This window comes from Pseudomonas parasichuanensis, from assembly GCF_021601385.1.
In the GTDB taxonomy this organism is placed as follows: domain Bacteria; phylum Pseudomonadota; class Gammaproteobacteria; order Pseudomonadales; family Pseudomonadaceae; genus Aquipseudomonas; species Aquipseudomonas parasichuanensis.
Genome location: NZ_BQHO01000025.1, coordinates 46,136 through 62,407 on the forward strand (window position 1 = coordinate 46,136; position 16,272 = coordinate 62,407).

At 64.8% G+C, this 16,272-nt stretch carries 17 protein-coding genes and 1 pseudogene; 9 read left to right on the top strand and 9 right to left on the bottom strand.

All coding sequences use genetic code 11. The features are described 5' to 3' along the window. Positions 1 to 148: 148 nt before the first annotated feature. The 6 genes from L6D77_RS19000 to L6D77_RS19025 form a co-directional block, all read right to left on the bottom strand. On the bottom strand, positions 149 to 961 hold the full coding sequence (locus L6D77_RS19000; protein ID WP_232883623.1) for an NAD-dependent epimerase/dehydratase family protein: 813 nt from the start codon (positions 959 to 961) through the stop codon (positions 149 to 151). Positions 962 to 987: 26 nt separating this feature from the next. Then, the gene (locus tag L6D77_RS19005; protein WP_232883624.1) at positions 988 to 2,190 is read right to left on the bottom strand and encodes a pyridoxal phosphate-dependent aminotransferase; all 1,203 of its coding nucleotides are present in this window, start codon (positions 2,188 to 2,190) and stop codon (positions 988 to 990) included. A gap of 3 nt (positions 2,191 to 2,193) precedes the next feature. Beyond that, a complete protein-coding gene (locus L6D77_RS19010; RefSeq protein WP_232883626.1) occupies positions 2,194 to 3,858 on the bottom strand; it encodes a hydantoinase B/oxoprolinase family protein in 1,665 nt (554 codons plus the stop codon). A gap of 24 nt (positions 3,859 to 3,882) precedes the next feature. Then, on the bottom strand, positions 3,883 to 5,958 hold the full coding sequence (locus tag L6D77_RS19015) for a hydantoinase/oxoprolinase family protein (RefSeq protein ID WP_232883628.1): 2,076 nt from the start codon (positions 5,956 to 5,958) through the stop codon (positions 3,883 to 3,885). Positions 5,959 to 6,168: 210 nt separating this feature from the next. After that, complete coding sequence (locus L6D77_RS19020) at positions 6,169 to 6,924, bottom strand: SDR family oxidoreductase (RefSeq protein WP_232883630.1); 756 nt, start codon at positions 6,922 to 6,924, stop codon at positions 6,169 to 6,171. After that, the gene (locus tag L6D77_RS19025; RefSeq protein WP_232883631.1) at positions 6,917 to 7,666 is read right to left on the bottom strand and encodes an SDR family NAD(P)-dependent oxidoreductase; all 750 of its coding nucleotides are present in this window, start codon (positions 7,664 to 7,666) and stop codon (positions 6,917 to 6,919) included. The genes L6D77_RS19020 and L6D77_RS19025 overlap by 8 nt, the downstream gene beginning before the upstream one ends. A gap of 85 nt (positions 7,667 to 7,751) precedes the next feature. Here L6D77_RS19025 and L6D77_RS19030 point away from each other — a divergent pair, with 85 nt between their 5' ends. Beyond that, positions 7,752 to 8,345, top strand: a complete 594-nt coding sequence (locus L6D77_RS19030) for a TetR/AcrR family transcriptional regulator (protein ID WP_232883633.1) — start codon at positions 7,752 to 7,754, stop codon at positions 8,343 to 8,345. A 53-nt stretch (positions 8,346 to 8,398) separates the two neighbouring features. On the opposite strand, the gene L6D77_RS27540 is transcribed toward L6D77_RS19030, so the two are convergent. Both L6D77_RS27540 and L6D77_RS27545 read right to left on the bottom strand, forming a co-directional pair. Continuing rightward, complete coding sequence (locus L6D77_RS27540; protein ID WP_373870600.1) at positions 8,399 to 9,319, bottom strand: methyl-accepting chemotaxis protein; 921 nt, start codon at positions 9,317 to 9,319, stop codon at positions 8,399 to 8,401. After that, positions 9,293 to 10,462: pseudogene (locus L6D77_RS27545) on the bottom strand (methyl-accepting chemotaxis protein); the annotation flags it as partial. The gene L6D77_RS27540 and the pseudogene L6D77_RS27545, both read right to left, overlap by 27 nt. On the opposite strand from L6D77_RS27545, the gene L6D77_RS19040 reads away from it, so the two are divergent. The 6 genes from L6D77_RS19040 (at position 10,374) to L6D77_RS19065 (ending at position 13,414) form a co-directional block, all read left to right on the top strand. Further along, the gene (locus L6D77_RS19040) at positions 10,374 to 10,652 is read left to right on the top strand and encodes a hypothetical protein (protein WP_232883636.1); all 279 of its coding nucleotides are present in this window, start codon (positions 10,374 to 10,376) and stop codon (positions 10,650 to 10,652) included. The pseudogene L6D77_RS27545 and the gene L6D77_RS19040 sit on opposite strands and share 89 nt — an antisense overlap. Positions 10,653 to 10,675: 23 nt before the next feature. Next, a complete protein-coding gene (locus L6D77_RS19045) occupies positions 10,676 to 10,966 on the top strand; it encodes a c-type cytochrome (protein WP_232883638.1) in 291 nt (96 codons plus the stop codon). 41 nt (positions 10,967 to 11,007) lie between these two features. Beyond that, complete coding sequence (locus tag L6D77_RS19050; RefSeq protein ID WP_232883639.1) at positions 11,008 to 11,154, top strand: hypothetical protein; 147 nt, start codon at positions 11,008 to 11,010, stop codon at positions 11,152 to 11,154. A 117-nt stretch (positions 11,155 to 11,271) separates the two neighbouring features. Further along, a complete protein-coding gene (locus L6D77_RS19055; RefSeq protein ID WP_232883641.1) occupies positions 11,272 to 12,105 on the top strand; it encodes a phytanoyl-CoA dioxygenase family protein in 834 nt (277 codons plus the stop codon). Positions 12,106 to 12,118: 13 nt separating this feature from the next. Continuing rightward, positions 12,119 to 12,535 carry a RidA family protein gene (locus tag L6D77_RS19060; RefSeq protein WP_232883642.1) on the top strand — a complete coding sequence of 139 codons (417 nt, stop codon included), beginning with the start codon at positions 12,119 to 12,121 and terminating at the stop codon, positions 12,533 to 12,535. 180 nt (positions 12,536 to 12,715) lie between these two features. Further along, a complete protein-coding gene (locus tag L6D77_RS19065; protein ID WP_232883644.1) occupies positions 12,716 to 13,414 on the top strand; it encodes a TetR/AcrR family transcriptional regulator in 699 nt (232 codons plus the stop codon). 70 nt (positions 13,415 to 13,484) lie between these two features. On the opposite strand, the gene L6D77_RS19070 is transcribed toward L6D77_RS19065, so the two are convergent. After that, on the bottom strand, positions 13,485 to 13,754 hold the full coding sequence (locus L6D77_RS19070; RefSeq protein ID WP_232883646.1) for a hypothetical protein: 270 nt from the start codon (positions 13,752 to 13,754) through the stop codon (positions 13,485 to 13,487). A gap of 177 nt (positions 13,755 to 13,931) precedes the next feature. Here L6D77_RS19070 and L6D77_RS19075 point away from each other — a divergent pair, with 177 nt between their 5' ends. Next, positions 13,932 to 15,419 (top strand): flavin monoamine oxidase family protein, encoded by a 1,488-nt coding sequence (locus L6D77_RS19075; RefSeq protein WP_232883648.1) that lies wholly within the window; start codon positions 13,932 to 13,934, stop codon positions 15,417 to 15,419. Next, positions 15,416 to 16,084, top strand: a complete 669-nt coding sequence (locus tag L6D77_RS19080) for a c-type cytochrome (RefSeq protein WP_232883650.1) — start codon at positions 15,416 to 15,418, stop codon at positions 16,082 to 16,084. The genes L6D77_RS19075 and L6D77_RS19080 overlap by 4 nt, the downstream gene beginning before the upstream one ends. Positions 16,085 to 16,272 lie beyond the last annotated feature (188 nt).

Sequence of the window (16,272 nt, forward strand, 5' to 3'; positions counted from 1 at the left end):
TTCTGATGTTGCGATATTCAAGGCACAGGGATCGCTTGGCTGTACCGGCCTCATCGCCGGCAAGCCGGCTCCCACAGGTACAGCGCACAGCTCAGCCCCGGCGCCATTCCTGTGGGAGCCGGCTTGCCGGCGATGGGGCCAGCACAGGTCACTTCGGGTCTTCGAAATGCCCGGCGCCGGCGAAGTTGCCGCCGTGGTAACGCGCCGCCGGCTCGTTCGGGTGCAGCGGCGGGTGCTCGGCCAGTACCTTCTCGCGGTAATCATCGGCGCTGTCTTTCGGCACATAACCGATCGACGAGGCCAGGCGGTTGTCCCACAGGCTCTCGCGGTTGGCCGACATGCCGTACACCACCATGTGCCCGACCCTTGGCGCCAGCAGCGAGCGCTCGGTCAGCTGGGCGAAGTCGTCGAACGACAGCCAGGTGGCGAGCATGCGGCGGTCCAGCGGTTCGGGGAACGACGAACCGATGCGCAGGTTCACCGACTCGATGGCGAACTTGTCCCAGTAGTAGCGGCCCAGGTCCTCGGCGAAGCACTTGCTCACGCCGTACAGGCTGTCGGGCCGGTGCGCGGCGGTGGCATCGATGGTCTCGGTGCGGTCGTAGAAGCCGATGGCGTGGTTGGAGCTGGTGTACACCACGCGCTTGACGCCATTGCGCCGGGCCGCTTCGTAGATGTTGTAGGTGCCGACGATATTGCCGTTGAGGATCTTCTCGAAGGTGTCCTCGACCGGCACGCCACCGGCATGCACGATGGCGTCGACGCCCTCGGTCAACGGCAGCACGTCAGCGAAGTTGCCCAGGTCGCAGCGGACCAGCTCTTCGTGCGGCGCGGCATGGCCCAAGTCGGCGATGTCGGTCAGGCGCAGCTCATCGGCGAACTGCGCCAGGTGCTTGCGCAGCACGCTGCCCAGGCGCCCGGCGGCGCCGGTGATCAGCAGGCGTTTGAATGGCTTGCTCATGGTTTACCTCGTTTCGATTCGTGGAGTCAGGCCAGCGCCGCGAACGCGTCGCGCAGCTGGCCCAGTGCCTGTTCCAGCTCCTGCCGCGACGTGGCGAAGGACAGGCGCACATAAGGTTCCACGCCGAACGCCGAACCCGGCACGGTGGCGACCTTGCCCTCGCGCAGCAGGTAGGCCGACAGCTCGGCGTCATTGCCGATCACCTGCCCGTCCGGCGTGCGCTTGCCGATGAAGGCACTGACCTCGGGGAAGGCGTAGAACGCGCCCTGTGGCATCTGCAGCTTCAGGCCCGGGATCTGCGCCAGCCCCTCGACCACCAGGGCGCCGCGCGCCTGGTACTCACGGTTGGCGTCATGCACGAAGTGCTGCGGGCCATTCAGGGCCGCCACCGCCGCCAGCTGCGAAATACTCGACGGGCAGGTGGTGGTCTGCGACTGGGTCTTGTTCATCGCCACGATCAAATCCTTCGGGCCTGCCGCGTAGCCCAGGCGGTAGCCGGTCATGGCGTAGGCCTTGGACACCCCGTTGATCAGCAGGGTGCGCTCGCGCAGTTGCGGGCACGCGGTGACGAACGAGACGAACGGCTGGTCGCCCAGCACGATGTGCTCGTAGATCTCGTCGGAGATCACCAGCACGTCCGGGTGGCGCTCCAGCACCTTGCCGAGCGCGGCGAACTCTTCACGGGTGAAGATCGCGCCGCTGGGGTTGTTCGGCGAGTTGAGCATCACCCAGCGGGTGCGCGGGGTGATGGCTGCTTCCAGCTGCTCGGGGGTGACCTTGAAGCCCTGCTCGGCGCCGCAGGGGATGACCACCGGCACACCGCCGTTGAGCATCGCCATGTCGGTGTACGACACCCAGTACGGCGCCGGGGTGATGACTTCGTCGCCCTCCTCCAGCGTGGCCAGGAAGGCATTGAACAGCAGTTGCTTGGCGCCGTTGCCCACGCAGATCTCATCGAGGCCGTAGACCAGGTCGTTTTCCCGGGCGAACTTGTCGACGATAGCCTGGCGCAGGCTCTCCAGCCCGTTGGGCGCGGTGTAGTGGTTGTTGCCGGCCAGCATCGCCTGGTAGGCAGCCTCGATCACGTGGGCCGGGACGTTGTAGTCCGGCTCACCGAGTGCCAGGTTGATCACCGGCTCGCCCTTGGCCAGCATCTGCTTGGCCAGCACCGACACGGCCATGCTTGGCGAACTTTTCACCGCGCGTACGCGGCTGCTCTGGATATCCATGGCTCAGCGCTCCTGGGCGGCGTCGAAGCCGTAGTCGTTGCGCGCCTGCTCGGCGCTGATGTAGCCGTAGCGCAAGTCGCGCTCCACCTGCTGGCGGTCGCGCTGGCGCGGGTCACCGTAGCCGCCGCCACCGGGCAGGCGCAGCACCAGGCGGCGATCCGCTGGCACGAACTGCTGGCCCTTGCCGCGCAGCAGGGTGCCGTCGTCCAGGCCGACGAAGCCTTCGGCGCCTTCCTGGCCACCTTCGAGGCCGCGAGCCGGGTACTGGATGCGGTCGAACATGGCGCTGAAGCGGAAGCTGTAGCCCTCGGCCGCCGACACTTCGATCTCCTGGCCCAGGCCGCCGCGCAGCTGGCCGGCACCGCCGGAGCCTTCACGCAGCTCCTTGCGCCAGACCACCACCGGGCCGGCATGCTCGGTGGCCTCCACCGGCATGGTGTGCACGCCGCTGGGGAAGGCGGTGGCGCTCAGGCCGTCCATCGCTGAACGGGCGCCCATGCCGCCGCTGTTGAACATCAGCATCTCGGCATTGCGGCCATTCGGGTTGCTTTCCAGCGGGCGCACGCTCAGGTGCAGGTTCCACAGGGCGCTGGCGCCTTCGGCCGGGACCTTGCCTGGCAGGCACTTGTGCAAGGCGCCCAGCACCAGGTCGGGCACGAAGTGGCCGAGCACATGGCGCACCGACACCGGCGCCGGGTGCTTGGCGTTGAGGATGCAGCCTTCCGGCGCGGTCACTTCGAACGGCGCCAGCGACGCGGTGTTGTTGGGGATCTCCGGCGCAACGATGCACTTGAGGCCATAGCAGGCATAGGCCTTGGCATAGCCCAGCGGCACGTTGATGCCGAACTGGCTCATGCCCGAGGTGCCGGTGAAGTCGCTGTGGATACCATCCGGGCCGACCGTGATGGTCACGGCGAGGGTCACCGGCACGTCGTAGCCGTCGAGGGTCATGCTGTTGCTGTAGGTGCCATGGGGCAGCGCCTTGAAGCACTCCAGGGTGGCACGGCGGCTGTGTTCGAGGATGAAGCCGCCGATGTGCTCCAGGTCGTCCAGTTTGAACTCTTCGAGCATGTCGAGCAGGCGCTTGTGGCCGGTCTCGTTGCACGCCGACAGGGCGTAGAAGTCACCCACCACCCGGTCGTTCTCGCGCACGTTGTTGCGCAGGATGTTGATCAGGTCACGGTTGACCTGGCCGCGCTCGAACAGCTTCATGATCGGGATGAACAGGCCTTCCTCGTACACCTCGCGGGCGTCCGGGCCGAAGCCGCGGCCACCGATGTCGACCACGTGGGCGGTACTGGCGAAGTAGCCGATCAGCTTGCCCTTGTAGAACGATGGCGAAACGATGGTGATGTCGTGCAGGTGGCCGGTACCCTTCCACGGGTCGTTGGTCACGTACACATCGCCTTCGAAGATGTTGTCTTGGCCGATGTCCTTGATGAAGTGCACCACCGCCTCGGCCATGGTGTTGACGTGGCCGGGGGTGCCGGTGACGGCCTGGGCGAGCATGTTGCCGGCACGGTCGAAGACACCGGCCGACAGGTCGCCGGCCTCGCGCACGCTGGTGGAGAAGGCGGTGCGGATCAGGGTCAGGGCCTGCTCTTCGACCACCGAGACCAGGCGGTTCCACATCACCTGCATTTGAATGTCGATCAAAGTATCGCTCATGGCGTTAGTCTTCCGAATCAGGCGTTAGCGACGCACGACCAGCAGGCAGCCGTCTGGCTGGACCGTGGCGGTGAAATTGGAGGTGACGAAGGTCGAGGTCTCGCGCTCGACGATGATCGCCGGGCCATCGACCCGGGCACCGACCTGCAGCTCTTCGCGCGGGTGGATGCCGGCCTCGACGAAGCCACCGGCGGCCACGTCGAACACCTGGCGGCGGGCGACTTCGTGGGCGCGGTAGGCGGCGTCCACGGTCTGGATGTGCGCGACCGGCGGCAGCGGCGAGCTGGCCTTGACCGACCAGCTGACGATCTCGATGTCCGGCCCTTCGATCGGGCGGCCGAAGAAGCGGGTGTAGGCCTCTTCGAACAGCGCCTTGAACTGGGCGGTATCGGCGGCGCTGAAGGCTTTGAACGGCAGTGCCACGGGAATTTCCCAGCCCTGGCCGACGTAGCGCATGAAGGCGGTGCAGTCCATGTCCGGCTCGCCCTCGGGCATGCCCTGGCGCAGGAAGCCCAACGATTCGGCTTTCATCTCGTCGATCAGGCTGTTGACCGCGTCGGCATCGAACTCGGACAGGCGTACGAAGGCGCTGCGCACGGCTTCGTAACCGAACGGTGCACGCAGGAAGCCGATGGCCGAGCCCACGCCGGCACCGGCCGGGACGATGAAGCGCGCAACACCCATCTTCTCGCACAGGCGCGCCGCATGCAGCGGGCCGCCGCCACCGAAGGTGATCATGGTGTAGTCGGCGATGTCCTTGCCGCTTTCCACCGCATGCACGCGGCCGGCGTTGGCCATGTTCTCGTCGACCACTTCGCACACGCCAAAAGCGGCGGTTTCCGGCTTCATGCCCAGCGGTTGGCCGATCACTCGGGCCGTGGCATTGGCCGCGTCCAGGGTCGACAGGCGCAGGGCGCCGCCGGCGAAGTTGTCGGCATCCAGGCGGCCCAACAGCAGGTTGGCGTCGGTGATGGTCGGCTCCAGGCCACCGCGACCGTAGCAGGCCGGGCCGGGCTCGGAGGCCGCGCTGTGCGGGCCGACGCGGATCTGGCGCATGCTGTCGATGCTGGCGATCGAGCCGCCGCCGGCACCGATCTCGACCATTTCCACCACCGGGATGGAAATCGGCATGCCGCTGCCCTTCTTGAAGCGGTAGGTACGCGCTACTTCAAAGGTTTTCGCGGTCTTCGGCACCTGGTCTTCGATCAGGCAGATTTTTGCCGTGGTGCCGCCCATGTCGAACGACAGCACGTTCTGCAGCTGGTAGCGGCGGGCGATGTCGGCGGCGAAGATCGCGCCGCCAGCCGGGCCGGACTCCACCAGGCGCACCGGGAATTCGGCGGCGCTTTCCACCGAGATGATGCCGCCACCGGAGTGGATCATGAATACCGGGCAATCAGCGCCGGACTCTTTAAGGGTGACCACCAGACGGTCCAGGTAGGACTTGATCAGCGGCTTGACGTAGGCGTTGGCGCACACGGTATTGAAGCGTTCGAACTCGCGCATCTGCGGCGAGACTTCGCTGGAGATCGAGATCGACAGCTTCGGCAGGCGCGCTTGCAGGGCATCGCGCAGCTGGCGCTCGTGGGCGCCGTTGACGTAGCTGTGAATGAAGCCGATGGCGACGCTTTCGTAATTGCCTTCGGCGATGCGTTCGACCAGCGCATCGATGTCGGCCTGCAGCGGCGCGATCAGCACGCGACCCTTGACGTCGAGGCGCTCACGCAGGGTGAAGCGGTGTTCGCGGTCGATCAGCGGCGGCGGCAACGCAATGTTGATGTCGTACTGCTCGAAGCGGTTCTCGGTGCGCATTTCCAGGGTGTCGCGAAAGCCTTCGGTGGTGATGAAGGCGGTGCGTGCACCACGGCGCTCGATCAGCGCGTTGGTGGCCAGGGTGGTGCCGTGGATCAGCTGGTCGATGTCCGAAAGCTTCAGGCCGGCCTGCTCCACCACCTGGCGCACGCCAGTGAGGATGGCCCGCTCGGGCAGCGTGTAGTCGGTCAGGATCTTGGTCGAGTGCAGCACGCCGTCCACGTCCAGCGCGATATCGGTGAAGGTGCCGCCTATGTCCACGCCGACCCGGCATGATGTCGCAGTCATCGTCATATCCCCTGCTGTGCTTTGTAGTTGTACCGATCCGCTGAAGCGGTCTTCATGTAAGTTATATGTTGTCTTACAGGTGGTCAAGCACCTATTTGCCGAAATCTACTTCGCCCTCTTCGCGGGTCAACCCGCTCCCACAGGCAGTGCGAACCCCGTGGGAGCGGGTTGACCCGCGAAAGGGCCAGAGCCGCGAGCTAACCTGCCGGATCAACCGGCGGTCTTGACCATCCGCCCGCCACCCACTGCCTGGGCGGTCGGGAACACTTCCAGGCGCGACACATCCACCTGGCGCGGCATCTTCAGCGCCGCCAGCAACAACTGGGCAATGTCTTCGGGCTGGATCGACTCATAGCCGTCATACAGCTCGCTGCCGGCGGCCTGCATGCCCATGGCAGTTTTGTAGAGCTGGGTCTGCACCCGGCCCGGCGCAATCTCGGTGACCCGTACCCCGGTCCCCAACAGGTCGCAACGCAGGGCATCACAGAACAGGCTCACACCGGCCTTGGAAGCGCCATACACCGCCGCACCCGGGTGCGGCGCACGGCCGGCGCTGGAGCCGATGAAGAACAGGTGCCCCCTGCCCCGCCCGACCATCCCCGGCAGCACCTGGCGCGCCAGCTGCAGCGGCGCCTTGAGGTTGATGTCGAGCATGTTGTCGATTTCGGCCTCGTCGATGTCCTGGAACGCCGCACGGGTGGACAGGATGCCCGCGTTGTTCACCAGCACATCCACGCTCTGGCCTTCGAGCGCGGCACTCAGCGCCTTGGCGTCACGCACATCGGCCTGCAGGGTGGTCACCCCAGGCTCGCGGGCAAGCTCGGCCAGCGCCTCGGTGCTGCGCCCCACGGCAATCACCTGCAACCCGGCATCGCGCAGCGCCAGCACGATGGCCTTGCCGATACCGCTGGTGGCCCCGGTCACCAGCGCGCGCTGGTAGCCCTCGGGGAATGCGACTTCAGGCATAGATGTAACCCCCGCTGACGATCACGTTTTCACCGGTGGCATAGCTGTTGCGGCTGCTGCCCATCATCACGATCCACTCGGCGATTTCTGCAGGCTCCGCCGCGCGGCCCAGCGGGTTGGCGGCGGCCAGTTCGCCGAGGAAGCCCAGCTGCTTGGCGCGCTCGGTGGCAAAACCGGCCGGGGCCACCGAATTGACCAGGATCTGGTCCTTGGCGCAGGCCTGGGCGAAGGATTTGGTCAGGCTGACCACTGCTGCCTTGGTGGCGGCATAGTGGGCGTTCTGCGGGTGGGCCTTGAAGGCATCCACCGAGGTGACGTTGACGATGCGCCCGGTCACCGCGGGGGCGGCGACGTACTGCTGCATATGGCGCACGGCGGCGACCATCATGTGGTAGGTGCCTTTGATGTTGACCGCGTTTTCCAGGTCCCACTCTTCGTCGTTGATTTCGAAGATGTCCTTGCGCGGGTAGATCGCCGCGCTGTTGACCAGGCAATGCACCCGGCCCAGGCCCGCGACGATCTCGGCGAATGCGGCATGGGCGGTGTCCTTGCGGGCGATGTCGCCGACCGCGATGGCCACCTCCACACCCTGCCCGCGCAGCTCTTCGGCTGCCTGTACCAACAATTGCTCGTTACGGTCGACCAGGCCGATCTTGCCGGCGCCACGCTTGACCATCAGCCGGGCTGTTTCCAGGCCCAGACCCGACGCGCCACCTACGATCACCACCGTTTGATTATCCACAACACACCTCCGCGATTGAGTCTTTACGTAAGATGCCTGTTGTCTTACATTTGGTCAAACATCAAATCACCGACAGGTCTCTCCCATGCCCGCCGCCAGCCGCCTGCCTGTTCCCTCCCCCGACGCCCGCGACCGCGTGCTGGCGGCCGCCAGCGACCTGTTCGCCCGGCGCGGCTACCAGGCCATCGGCCTGCGCGACCTGGCCAGCCACCTCGGCTTGCGCGCAGGCTCGTTGTACCACCATATCGAAAGCAAGCAGGGGTTGCTGTTCGAACTGATAGAGTCGAGCCTGACCGACCTGCTGTATGAAACGCGGCAATCACTCAAAGGCAGTTGCTCGACCAACGAGCGCCTGCAGCGGTTCGTGCAGGCGTTCATTGCCTTCAGCCAGGCACACCCCGACAAGCTGGTGCTGCTCACGCGCGAGGCGGTCAACCTGAGTGCAGAGCAGGCCCATCAGGTGGAGCAGTTGAAGGCCGCCTACAGCGCTTTGCTGGGTGAGATCATCATTGCCGAATGCGGGCTGCGCGGGCCGGCGTCAGGCCCACAGGCCCGCTCGATCGCGCAGGCGGTGCTGAGCCTGCTGTGCGGGCAGGCCCACTGGGGCAACATGGAGGCCGCCAGCGAGCAACTGGTGGCATTCGTGCAAGGCATCGTGCGCACCGGCAGGCCTGCCTGAGCCCAGGTACCGGCGCGAACCACAGCGATATCCATCGCCAACGGCACCGAGGCTTACCGGGGGTTGATCGCCTCGATCACACGCGCTTCATCGGACAGGTCGAAGCGGCCCACCAACAGCTTCATCTCGCCCCCCAGCTGGGCAAGGTCAGCGCTGGCGGCTGAAACCTCCTCGCTGGCGGCAGCGGACTGCTCGGCGACATCGCGGATACTGGCAACACTCTGGTTTACCTGCTGCGCCACCGCGCTTTGCTGTTCAGCCGTGATGGCGATTTGATGATTGAGCTGCTGGATATGGGATACCGATTGATCGATTGCCACCAATGAAAGGCCGGCCTGGCGGGCAGCCTGGACGGTGTCGCCGGCCATGACGCGGCTTTCTTCCATTTGCGCAACCGCCTGCTGCGCGCCCTCCTGCAGGGTATGAATCAATTGCTGGATCTGCGCCGTGGACTGCTGGGTACGCCGTGCCAACGCACGCACCTCTTCGGCGACCACGGCAAAACCGCGCCCGCCCTCGCCGGCCCTGGCCGCTTCGATGGCCGCATTGAGCGCCAGCAGGTTGGTCTGCTCGGCAATCCCCTTGATGACGTCGAGCACCGTGCCGATGTTGGCGCTTTCATCCTTCAGCCGGCCGATGGACGCGGCAGACTGTTCAACCGCCAGCGCCAGTTGCTCGGTACGCACAATCGCCTGCTGCACCGTCAGGCCACCTGCCCGGGTCTGCTCGTCGGCATGGCGCGCCGACTCGGCGGCGCCGTCGGCGTTGCGCGCCACATGCTGCACGCTGACCACCATCTCGGCCATCGCCCGCACCGCTTGCTCGATCTCCAGGCGCTGGGATTTCGCGCCCTGGCTGGTGGTGCGGGTGACGCCGGAAAGCCCCTGGGCGGCGTTGGCAATCTGCGCAATCCCGCCGCCCAGCTGGCCGATCAACTGGCGCAGGCTCAAGGTCATTTCCTGTACGGCGTGCATCAGCAGCCCCAGTTCGTCGCTGCGCTCGCCGTGAAGGTCTTCGGTCAGGTCGCCTGCCGCTACCTTGCGGGCAATCCCGACCAGCCGTTGCAGGGGGCCGACGATCGACTGGGTCACCATCAGCGCGCCGGCCAGGCCGACCAGCAAGGCGACAACGGCGGCGCCGATGATCAGTGCCCGGGCCTCGGCCGCTTCGTTTTGCAGCGACTGCAGCTCAAGCGATGACGACGCTTCGGACGAGGCCACCACTTGCTGGGCTCGCTCGACCATTGCCTGGCGGGTCGACTCAAGCTCATCCAGGCTTTTGCGCAGCGCGTTGAACTGCTGGCTGTAGTCGGCCAACTGGCCAAGGGCATGCTCGACGCTGGCGCGTGCCTGCGGATCTTCAAGCCCCGCAGACAACTGAGCACCTTTGAACTCGAGCATCGAGAAGAATTCCTGGACCTGCTCGGCATCGGCGGGTGATCGCTGGGTGATGTAGTTGGTGCTGGAGCGCCGGGCCTCGTGCAGCTCCATCGCCATTTCATTGGCCTGGCTGGAATCCTCGAACAGGCGCATGACCATGGGGTCGCCGGACATTGCGACCCGGCTGGCAGCGGCGTTGCCGAGCAGCTCATCCAGCCGATCGAATTCCTCGAATGCCTTGCGCGACGCGTCGTCCATGGCGCCCTGGGCTGCGCTATTGGCCGTGATGGCACGCCCCAGGCCAACCAGCTTGTCGCGGTAGCTGGCGACTTCGCCCTGCACCTTGCGCATGAGTGCCTTGTTGTCGGGCAGCAACAGGCGCCCTTCACAACGCGCGGCTCTGGCGTGCACTTCATCGACCAGGGCCAGCGCCTTTTCCAGGGATTTGGCATCCCCTTTCATGACGAATTCCTTCTCAAAGAGCTGCGCCTCCTTGAGCCCCACGTTGATGGCGTTGACCTCGAGCAAGTCCTCGAAACGCTGCAGCGTCGTGTCGAGCGCCGAAAGGCTTGCCCAGACCACACCAAAAGTGATCGAGAGGGTCAGGCCAAAGCCTGCGAGCATTTTCTTGCGAACGCTCAGGTCACGGATGAACACCACCAGCGCCTTCAAAGTGCACCCGCTGCTGCGCTTGAGCACGGGTAAGCCGACTGGGATCGACGCATCGAAAACCTCCATCACACGGGGCAACGTTCTTGTTATTGGTTGGCTTCGAGTCTGCTGGCTCGGCCGGCACAAAAGCTTCACAGATCACGCCAGAAAACAGGCAACTGACCCTGCCCGCGACGACCTTCCCTTTTCTCAACCAAGCTGCGGCGTTTTGTCGCTGGCGGTCGCAGGCAAAGTTAAAATAACATCAGTTATCTAAAAACAAAACTGATGGAAACGATGATGAGAAAGAGGCTGACCCTGACGCTTTGCCTGACCTTCGCGAGCCTGGCCAATGCGGCACAGGATCCGGCGGCAGTGTTCAATCGCACCTGCCAGATGTGCCATAACGGCCAGCTGCCGATGGCCCCGAAAAAGGGCGACATCGAGGCCTGGAAGCCACGCCTGGCGCAAGGCAAGGAGGTGCTGGTCAAGCACGTGACCGAAGGCTTCAACGCCATGCCGCCCCGTGGCCTGTGCATGGACTGCACGCCCGATGACTACCTGGCGGTGATCGAGTGGATGTCCAGGTAGCGCGCAGCCCTGGGTGTTGAGGTCGGACGACGGAGACGCCCATGCGTCGAATCATGCTTGTTGGCCTTGTGATAGGCCTTGTCGTGGGCACATTCCTTTTAGCCGACACGGTGGTGCGGACAAGCCCGATGTATCCCTGGCCGCTCTACCTGATCTCGACCTTTGGTGACCTGCTCAACCCCCTCTGAGCCAGAAACATCTGGCTACAATGGGCGCAGTGCTTTTTATAATAACGCTCGTTGCGCCAATTAAATCTGCTTGCTAGGCTCCTGGTTACCTGAGCAACACCTACCGGGAGAACATCCATGCAAGACTCGCTGAGCAAGGCGTTCCATGAAGAAGGTGCCGTGCTGGTCAAGGGGCTGTTGAACCAGGAACAACTGGCTCGCTGCCAGGAGGCCTACGACTGGGCGGTACTCAACCATGGCCCCCATGCCACCCGGATGTTTGCCGGGACCACCCAGCAATCCCACGTCGACAATGCCAACCCACTGGCCAAGGAGCGCCTGGAAGCGCTGGTTGCCAGCCTGCCCTTCGGCGAGCTGTTTGCCAGGGTATGGGGTTCAAGAAACGTCTGGTATTTTGCCGAGGAGGTCTTTCTCAAGGCCGGTGGCCAGGGCTCCAGAACGCTCTGGCACCAGGACACCTCCTACCTGCCCTGGGCCGGCAACCACTGGGGCAATGCCTGGGTCAGTTTCGATGCCGTGCCCAAGCGCAATGCGCTGGAGATCATCCGTGGCTCACACCGGGGGCCGCGCTACGATGGCACCACCTTTACCAACCCTGATGACCCGACCCAGCCGCTGCACGGCAAGGGAGCCCTGCCCCGCTTGCCGGATATCGAAGCCGAACGACGCGTGAACCCGCAGGCCTACGACGTGCTTTCCTGGGCCACCGAGCCCGGCGATGTGGTGCTGCTGCACCCTGGCTCCCTGCACGGCGGCGCGCCGGTCGATGCCGACTTCCCGCGCCGGCGGACCTTCGTCTTCCGTTTTTTCGGGGATGACGCCACCTTCAGCCCGCTGCCGGCACACAGCGATGCCGGTTATCCGCAGCAAGGTGTGCTTTTTACCGAGGAACTCGCGCACCTGGCCGCGGGCGCCCCCTTCCGCCACCCGACCTTCCGCCAAGTCGTCTGACTGGAGCACACCGATGATTGCCAACAACCTCAAGCGCCAATCCATCAATCCGCCCGAAACCCAGGCGTTCTACGACAACTTCCACTTCTCCCAGGCCACCCGCGTGGGTGACTTGATCTGGGTGTCGGGGCAAGTGGGGATCGACCCTCAGCTGAGGCCCGGTGAAGGTATCGTCGAGCAGTCGCACCTGGCGTTCCAGTCGCTCAGGCAGGTACTGGAAGCGGCCGGCGCCAGCCTGGCGGACGTGGTCGAGCTGACGACCTTCCATACTCAGTTGCAAGCTGACATGGCGGACTTTGCGCGCGTCAAGGACGAGTATTTCCCGGCGCGCTACCCCTCCTGGACGGCGGTCGGCATCACCCAGCTGGCACTGGAGCCCCTGCGCGTCGAGATTCGTGCCGTGGCGGTTGCCGGGTGCGGCAGTGCCTGAGCCCGTGAATGTGCACGCCGAAGCTTGACCGGCAAGCCCTCGTGGCGGGTGCGAACGCTCCGCACCCCGCCTGGCCGGGATGTTTTCTTCGTGCAATTTCTCTATGCTGGGGCTCGTTGCCCCTGCATCAAAAGTAGAGAGCTGGTTCTTTCAACCGACTTCGACATCTCCTGAGCGCCCATGCCTGATACCAAAGCCCGCACCCAAGCTGCCCCTCCAAGCGACTGCGAAATCGCACCGGAACCCGTTGCCCGCAGAGGCAGGCCTGTCGGCGACCGCGACGCAAAACGGGCGGAACTGCTGGCAGCGGCGATCGCGGTCATCGCGGCGGATGGCTACGTCGGCGCCTCCATGCGCAAGGTGGCCAAGCAGGCGGGGTGCACCACGGGAGCGGTAACCTATTACTTCGCCAACAAGGAAGAAATGATCGGCGAAGTTGCGCAGAACCTGTTCGACCAGGTCGACCAACTGCTGGAGACCAACCAGGCCCAGATCGACATCGCCTCCCTGCTGCGTCAGTGGCTGCAGTGGGTCAGTTCCGACGAGTCAACCATCTGGCTGTCCTGGCTGCAATTGCTTGCCCACGCCCGGCATGAGCCGGTATTCGCCGACATCATCCGGCAACGCTACGCGCGGTTCCGCCAGGTATTCACCACCGTGATCGAAACCGGCCAGGCCCAGGGCAAGATCCGCCACGACATCGCTGCCGAGATGCTCGCCGACCAGATCAGCACCATCTGCGATGGCTGGCTGATGATGTTGCCCATCGAACCGGAGCGCTTCAGCGCCGAGCGTGGCCAGGCGCTACTGGATGCCCTGATCCTGCTGATATCCCCGCCCAAGGCCGCAAAGGCCGCCGTCAAGGCCAAAGCCCGCTAAGCCACCCGCCGCCAACAGCGGTTTCAATGGCAGGGCAGGCCCTGGGCCTGCTCTGCCAGCGCACACCTCGCTATTTCGAGGCGGTCTTGTACAGGCTCAGTGCCCTGCTGGCCGCGCTCAGGCAGGCTTTGCCATCACCCTTGGCCTTGGCCGCCTTGGCTTGCTCGACCAAACGTCGAATATCCGTAGCCAGGCCACCCTGCACTGCAACCCCTTCGCTGCGTTCGATGGATTCGAGCTGAGCAAGCTTGGCATCGCAAGCGTCTACCGGCGCAGCTTGCGCCAGCTGCAACGGCAGGCTGATGACGCAAGCGATGGTCAGTGTCTTGAGCATGTTCATCGGTATCTCCCCGGTCTTTCGCAGATTAAACATAACTACTGTTGCGTTTTAGACTAACCGGCCTCTCCCTTCATCGCAAGCGCTTGCGTGGGGTATTCCCTTTGCCTCACAGGCGCAGTAGGCTATTTACATAACTGCGGTTATCTAAATATAAAAACAGCGTTGACCGAGGCGAAGATGGAGCAGGAAAACTCAGAGCTGTCATTGTCTGCGCGCCAACGGCGCTTGCTGGTGCAAGCACTGGGCAGTGCAGCCTTGATCGGGGGCACGGCCCTCAGCGGACGGGCGATGGCGCAAGCCTTGCTGACCGACGATCAGCACGTGCTGGACGTGGTGATCATTGGCGCAGGGTTGGCTGGCCTGACGGCGGCCCGCGACCTGCAGCGGGCCGGGTGTACGTCGTACGCCGTGCTGGAAGCGCGGGATCGCGTGGGCGGTCGCACCTACAACCACCCCCTTGGCAACGGTGTGATCTCCGAGGCCGGTGGCGAATGGATCGGCCCCGGACAGACCGCCATCTTCGACCTGGCGCGCGAGCTCGACGTGCAGACCTTCCCCACCTACTACCAGGGCCGCAATGTCTACCTGGTCGGGGATGCCCGCTACGAGGAAGACCTGAGCAACGGCCAGGGCGGCAACCACGCGGTCACCGAAAAGCTCAACCAGATGGCGCGCCAGGTCCCCAGCAAAGAGCCCTGGACCGCTGCGGATGCGCAAGCGATCGACAAACTGTCTGTGGGTGAGTGGCTGGCGACTCAAAACTTGGACAATGCCGGCCGGCTGACCTTCGACACCTCCATCGGCCTGACCACCGGCACGCCGCCATCCAGCCTTGCGCTGCTGCACTACCTCTCGCTGATCAACTCCGCCGATTGCAGCATGGAAAAGCTCGAGGGCTTCAAAGGCGGCGCCCAGGAAACCCGTTTCGTCGGCGGCTCGCAACTGCTCTGCACGCGCATGGCCCAGGCGCTGGGTGATCGGCTGAAGCTCTCCAGCCCGGTGCGCAAGATCGTCGGCTGGGACAAGGACATCGTCGAGGTCCATACCGACCAGGGCATCCTGCGCACCCGCCAGGTAATCGCCGCTTTGCACCCTGCGTTGTGCAACCAGATCGTCTTCGACCCGCCATTGCCCGAGGGGCGTGCGCAGTTGCAGCGGCTTTGGCCGTCCCTCGCGCCCATGCGCAAGACCGTGCATGTCTACGAGCGGCCCTTCTGGCGGGACAAAGGGCTCAATGGCCAGGTGATCCAGGCCGATGGCCCGTTGATTCTCTCTTGTGACAACTCACCGCCCGATGGCAGTGTCGGCATCCTGATGGGGTTCGTGCGCAGCGCGCAGCTCACCGATGACCCTGCCAAGGCCGAGCGTATTCTCGCGCAGGTCTATGCACGGGCATTGGGCGAGCAAGCCCTGCAGGTCAAGCAGTTCCACGATCACGACTGGGCCAAGGTCGACCCTTGGACCCTGACCTGCGTAGGCTCGATCCCGCCCGGTTTTCTGACCCGCTGGGGGCCATACCTGAAACCTGCCGTCGGCCGCCTGATCTGGTCGGGCACCGAGACCTCGGACCTGTGGACCAGCAGCATGGATGGCGCCGTACGCTCCGGCCACCGCGCGGCCCTTGAAGCCCTGCAGGCGCTCACCAGCACCCGGAGGCAGGCATGAACAAGCGCACATGGCTTTACGCTGCCGCTGTCGTCACCGCAGGCGTGCTGGGCGCTGCCGCCCTTTATGGGCCAGAACTGCTGGCGGGCTACAGATTCATGGATGCCCTTGACCGCCACTACGCCAGCTACGAAGCCAACGGCGGTGCCTGGCCACAACCCCAGGACGCCTGCACGCTGTGCCACGGGGTCCGTGGGCAGCCGGCAAATGCCCAGTACCCGGCGCTGGCAGGGCAGCCGGTGGCGTATCTGCAGGCGCAGCTACATGCCTTCGCCCAAGGCCAGCGGCACAGCCCGCAAATGCAGCCGCTGGCGGCAAGCTTGAGCGATGAGCGCATCAAGGCCCTGGCTGAGTATTTCGCGCGCCAGGCCCCGCACATCACCGACGCACCCGAACCCGACGATGCCTTGCGGGCCCGTGGCCAGGCCAGTGTGACGGCGCGCGGCTGCGTCGCCTGCCACGGCGCGCAGCTGTCCGGCAGCCCAGTAGGGCCGCGTCTGGCGGGCCAGGGCCAGGCCTACCTGCTGGAGCAGCTAGTCGCCTTCAAGCAGGGCCTGCGCACCGACCCCAGTGGTGCCATGAACGCCACCGCCAGCCTGCTTGAGCAGGATGAGCTGCAAGCCCTGGCCCACTACATCGCAGGGCTCACGCCGGCCGCCCCATAAGCGGCGCACGCCCTCCAGCGAACGGCGCAAACCGCCAGCAGCACTGCCGATGAAACCATCGGCAGCCGGCGGCGGCCGCCCGTTTTTCGGGCGATGAAATATTATGCATAACACATGTTGCGCTAATCATTGCGGCGATTTACAGTCCTGTGGAACAACAATTACAGGAGCTCATCACATGACAGACT

Bases quoted from the DNA above. Each gene is read 5' to 3' on its own strand.
- L6D77_RS19000 (WP_232883623.1), bottom strand. From the start codon at position 961: ATGAGCAAGCCATTCAAACGCCTGCTGATCACCGGCGCCGCCGGGCGC.
- L6D77_RS19005 (WP_232883624.1), bottom strand. From the start codon at position 2,190: ATGGATATCCAGAGCAGCCGCGTACGCGCGGTGAAAAGTTCGCCAAGC.
- L6D77_RS19010 (WP_232883626.1), bottom strand. From the start codon at position 3,858: ATGAGCGATACTTTGATCGACATTCAAATGCAGGTGATGTGGAACCGC.
- L6D77_RS19015 (WP_232883628.1), bottom strand. From the start codon at position 5,958: ATGACTGCGACATCATGCCGGGTCGGCGTGGACATAGGCGGCACCTTC.
- L6D77_RS19020 (WP_232883630.1), bottom strand. From the start codon at position 6,924: ATGCCTGAAGTCGCATTCCCCGAGGGCTACCAGCGCGCGCTGGTGACC.
- L6D77_RS19030 (WP_232883633.1), top strand. From the start codon at position 7,752: ATGCCCGCCGCCAGCCGCCTGCCTGTTCCCTCCCCCGACGCCCGCGAC.
- L6D77_RS27540 (WP_373870600.1), bottom strand. From the start codon at position 9,319: ATGCACGCCGTACAGGAAATGACCTTGAGCCTGCGCCAGTTGATCGGC.
- L6D77_RS19040 (WP_232883636.1), top strand. From the start codon at position 10,374: ATGAACACCACCAGCGCCTTCAAAGTGCACCCGCTGCTGCGCTTGAGC.
- L6D77_RS19045 (WP_232883638.1), top strand. From the start codon at position 10,676: ATGAGAAAGAGGCTGACCCTGACGCTTTGCCTGACCTTCGCGAGCCTG.
- L6D77_RS19050 (WP_232883639.1), top strand. From the start codon at position 11,008: ATGCGTCGAATCATGCTTGTTGGCCTTGTGATAGGCCTTGTCGTGGGC.
- L6D77_RS19055 (WP_232883641.1), top strand. From the start codon at position 11,272: ATGCAAGACTCGCTGAGCAAGGCGTTCCATGAAGAAGGTGCCGTGCTG.
- L6D77_RS19060 (WP_232883642.1), top strand. From the start codon at position 12,119: ATGATTGCCAACAACCTCAAGCGCCAATCCATCAATCCGCCCGAAACC.
- L6D77_RS19065 (WP_232883644.1), top strand. From the start codon at position 12,716: ATGCCTGATACCAAAGCCCGCACCCAAGCTGCCCCTCCAAGCGACTGC.
- L6D77_RS19070 (WP_232883646.1), bottom strand. From the start codon at position 13,754: ATGAACATGCTCAAGACACTGACCATCGCTTGCGTCATCAGCCTGCCG.
- L6D77_RS19075 (WP_232883648.1), top strand. From the start codon at position 13,932: ATGGAGCAGGAAAACTCAGAGCTGTCATTGTCTGCGCGCCAACGGCGC.
- L6D77_RS19080 (WP_232883650.1), top strand. From the start codon at position 15,416: ATGAACAAGCGCACATGGCTTTACGCTGCCGCTGTCGTCACCGCAGGC.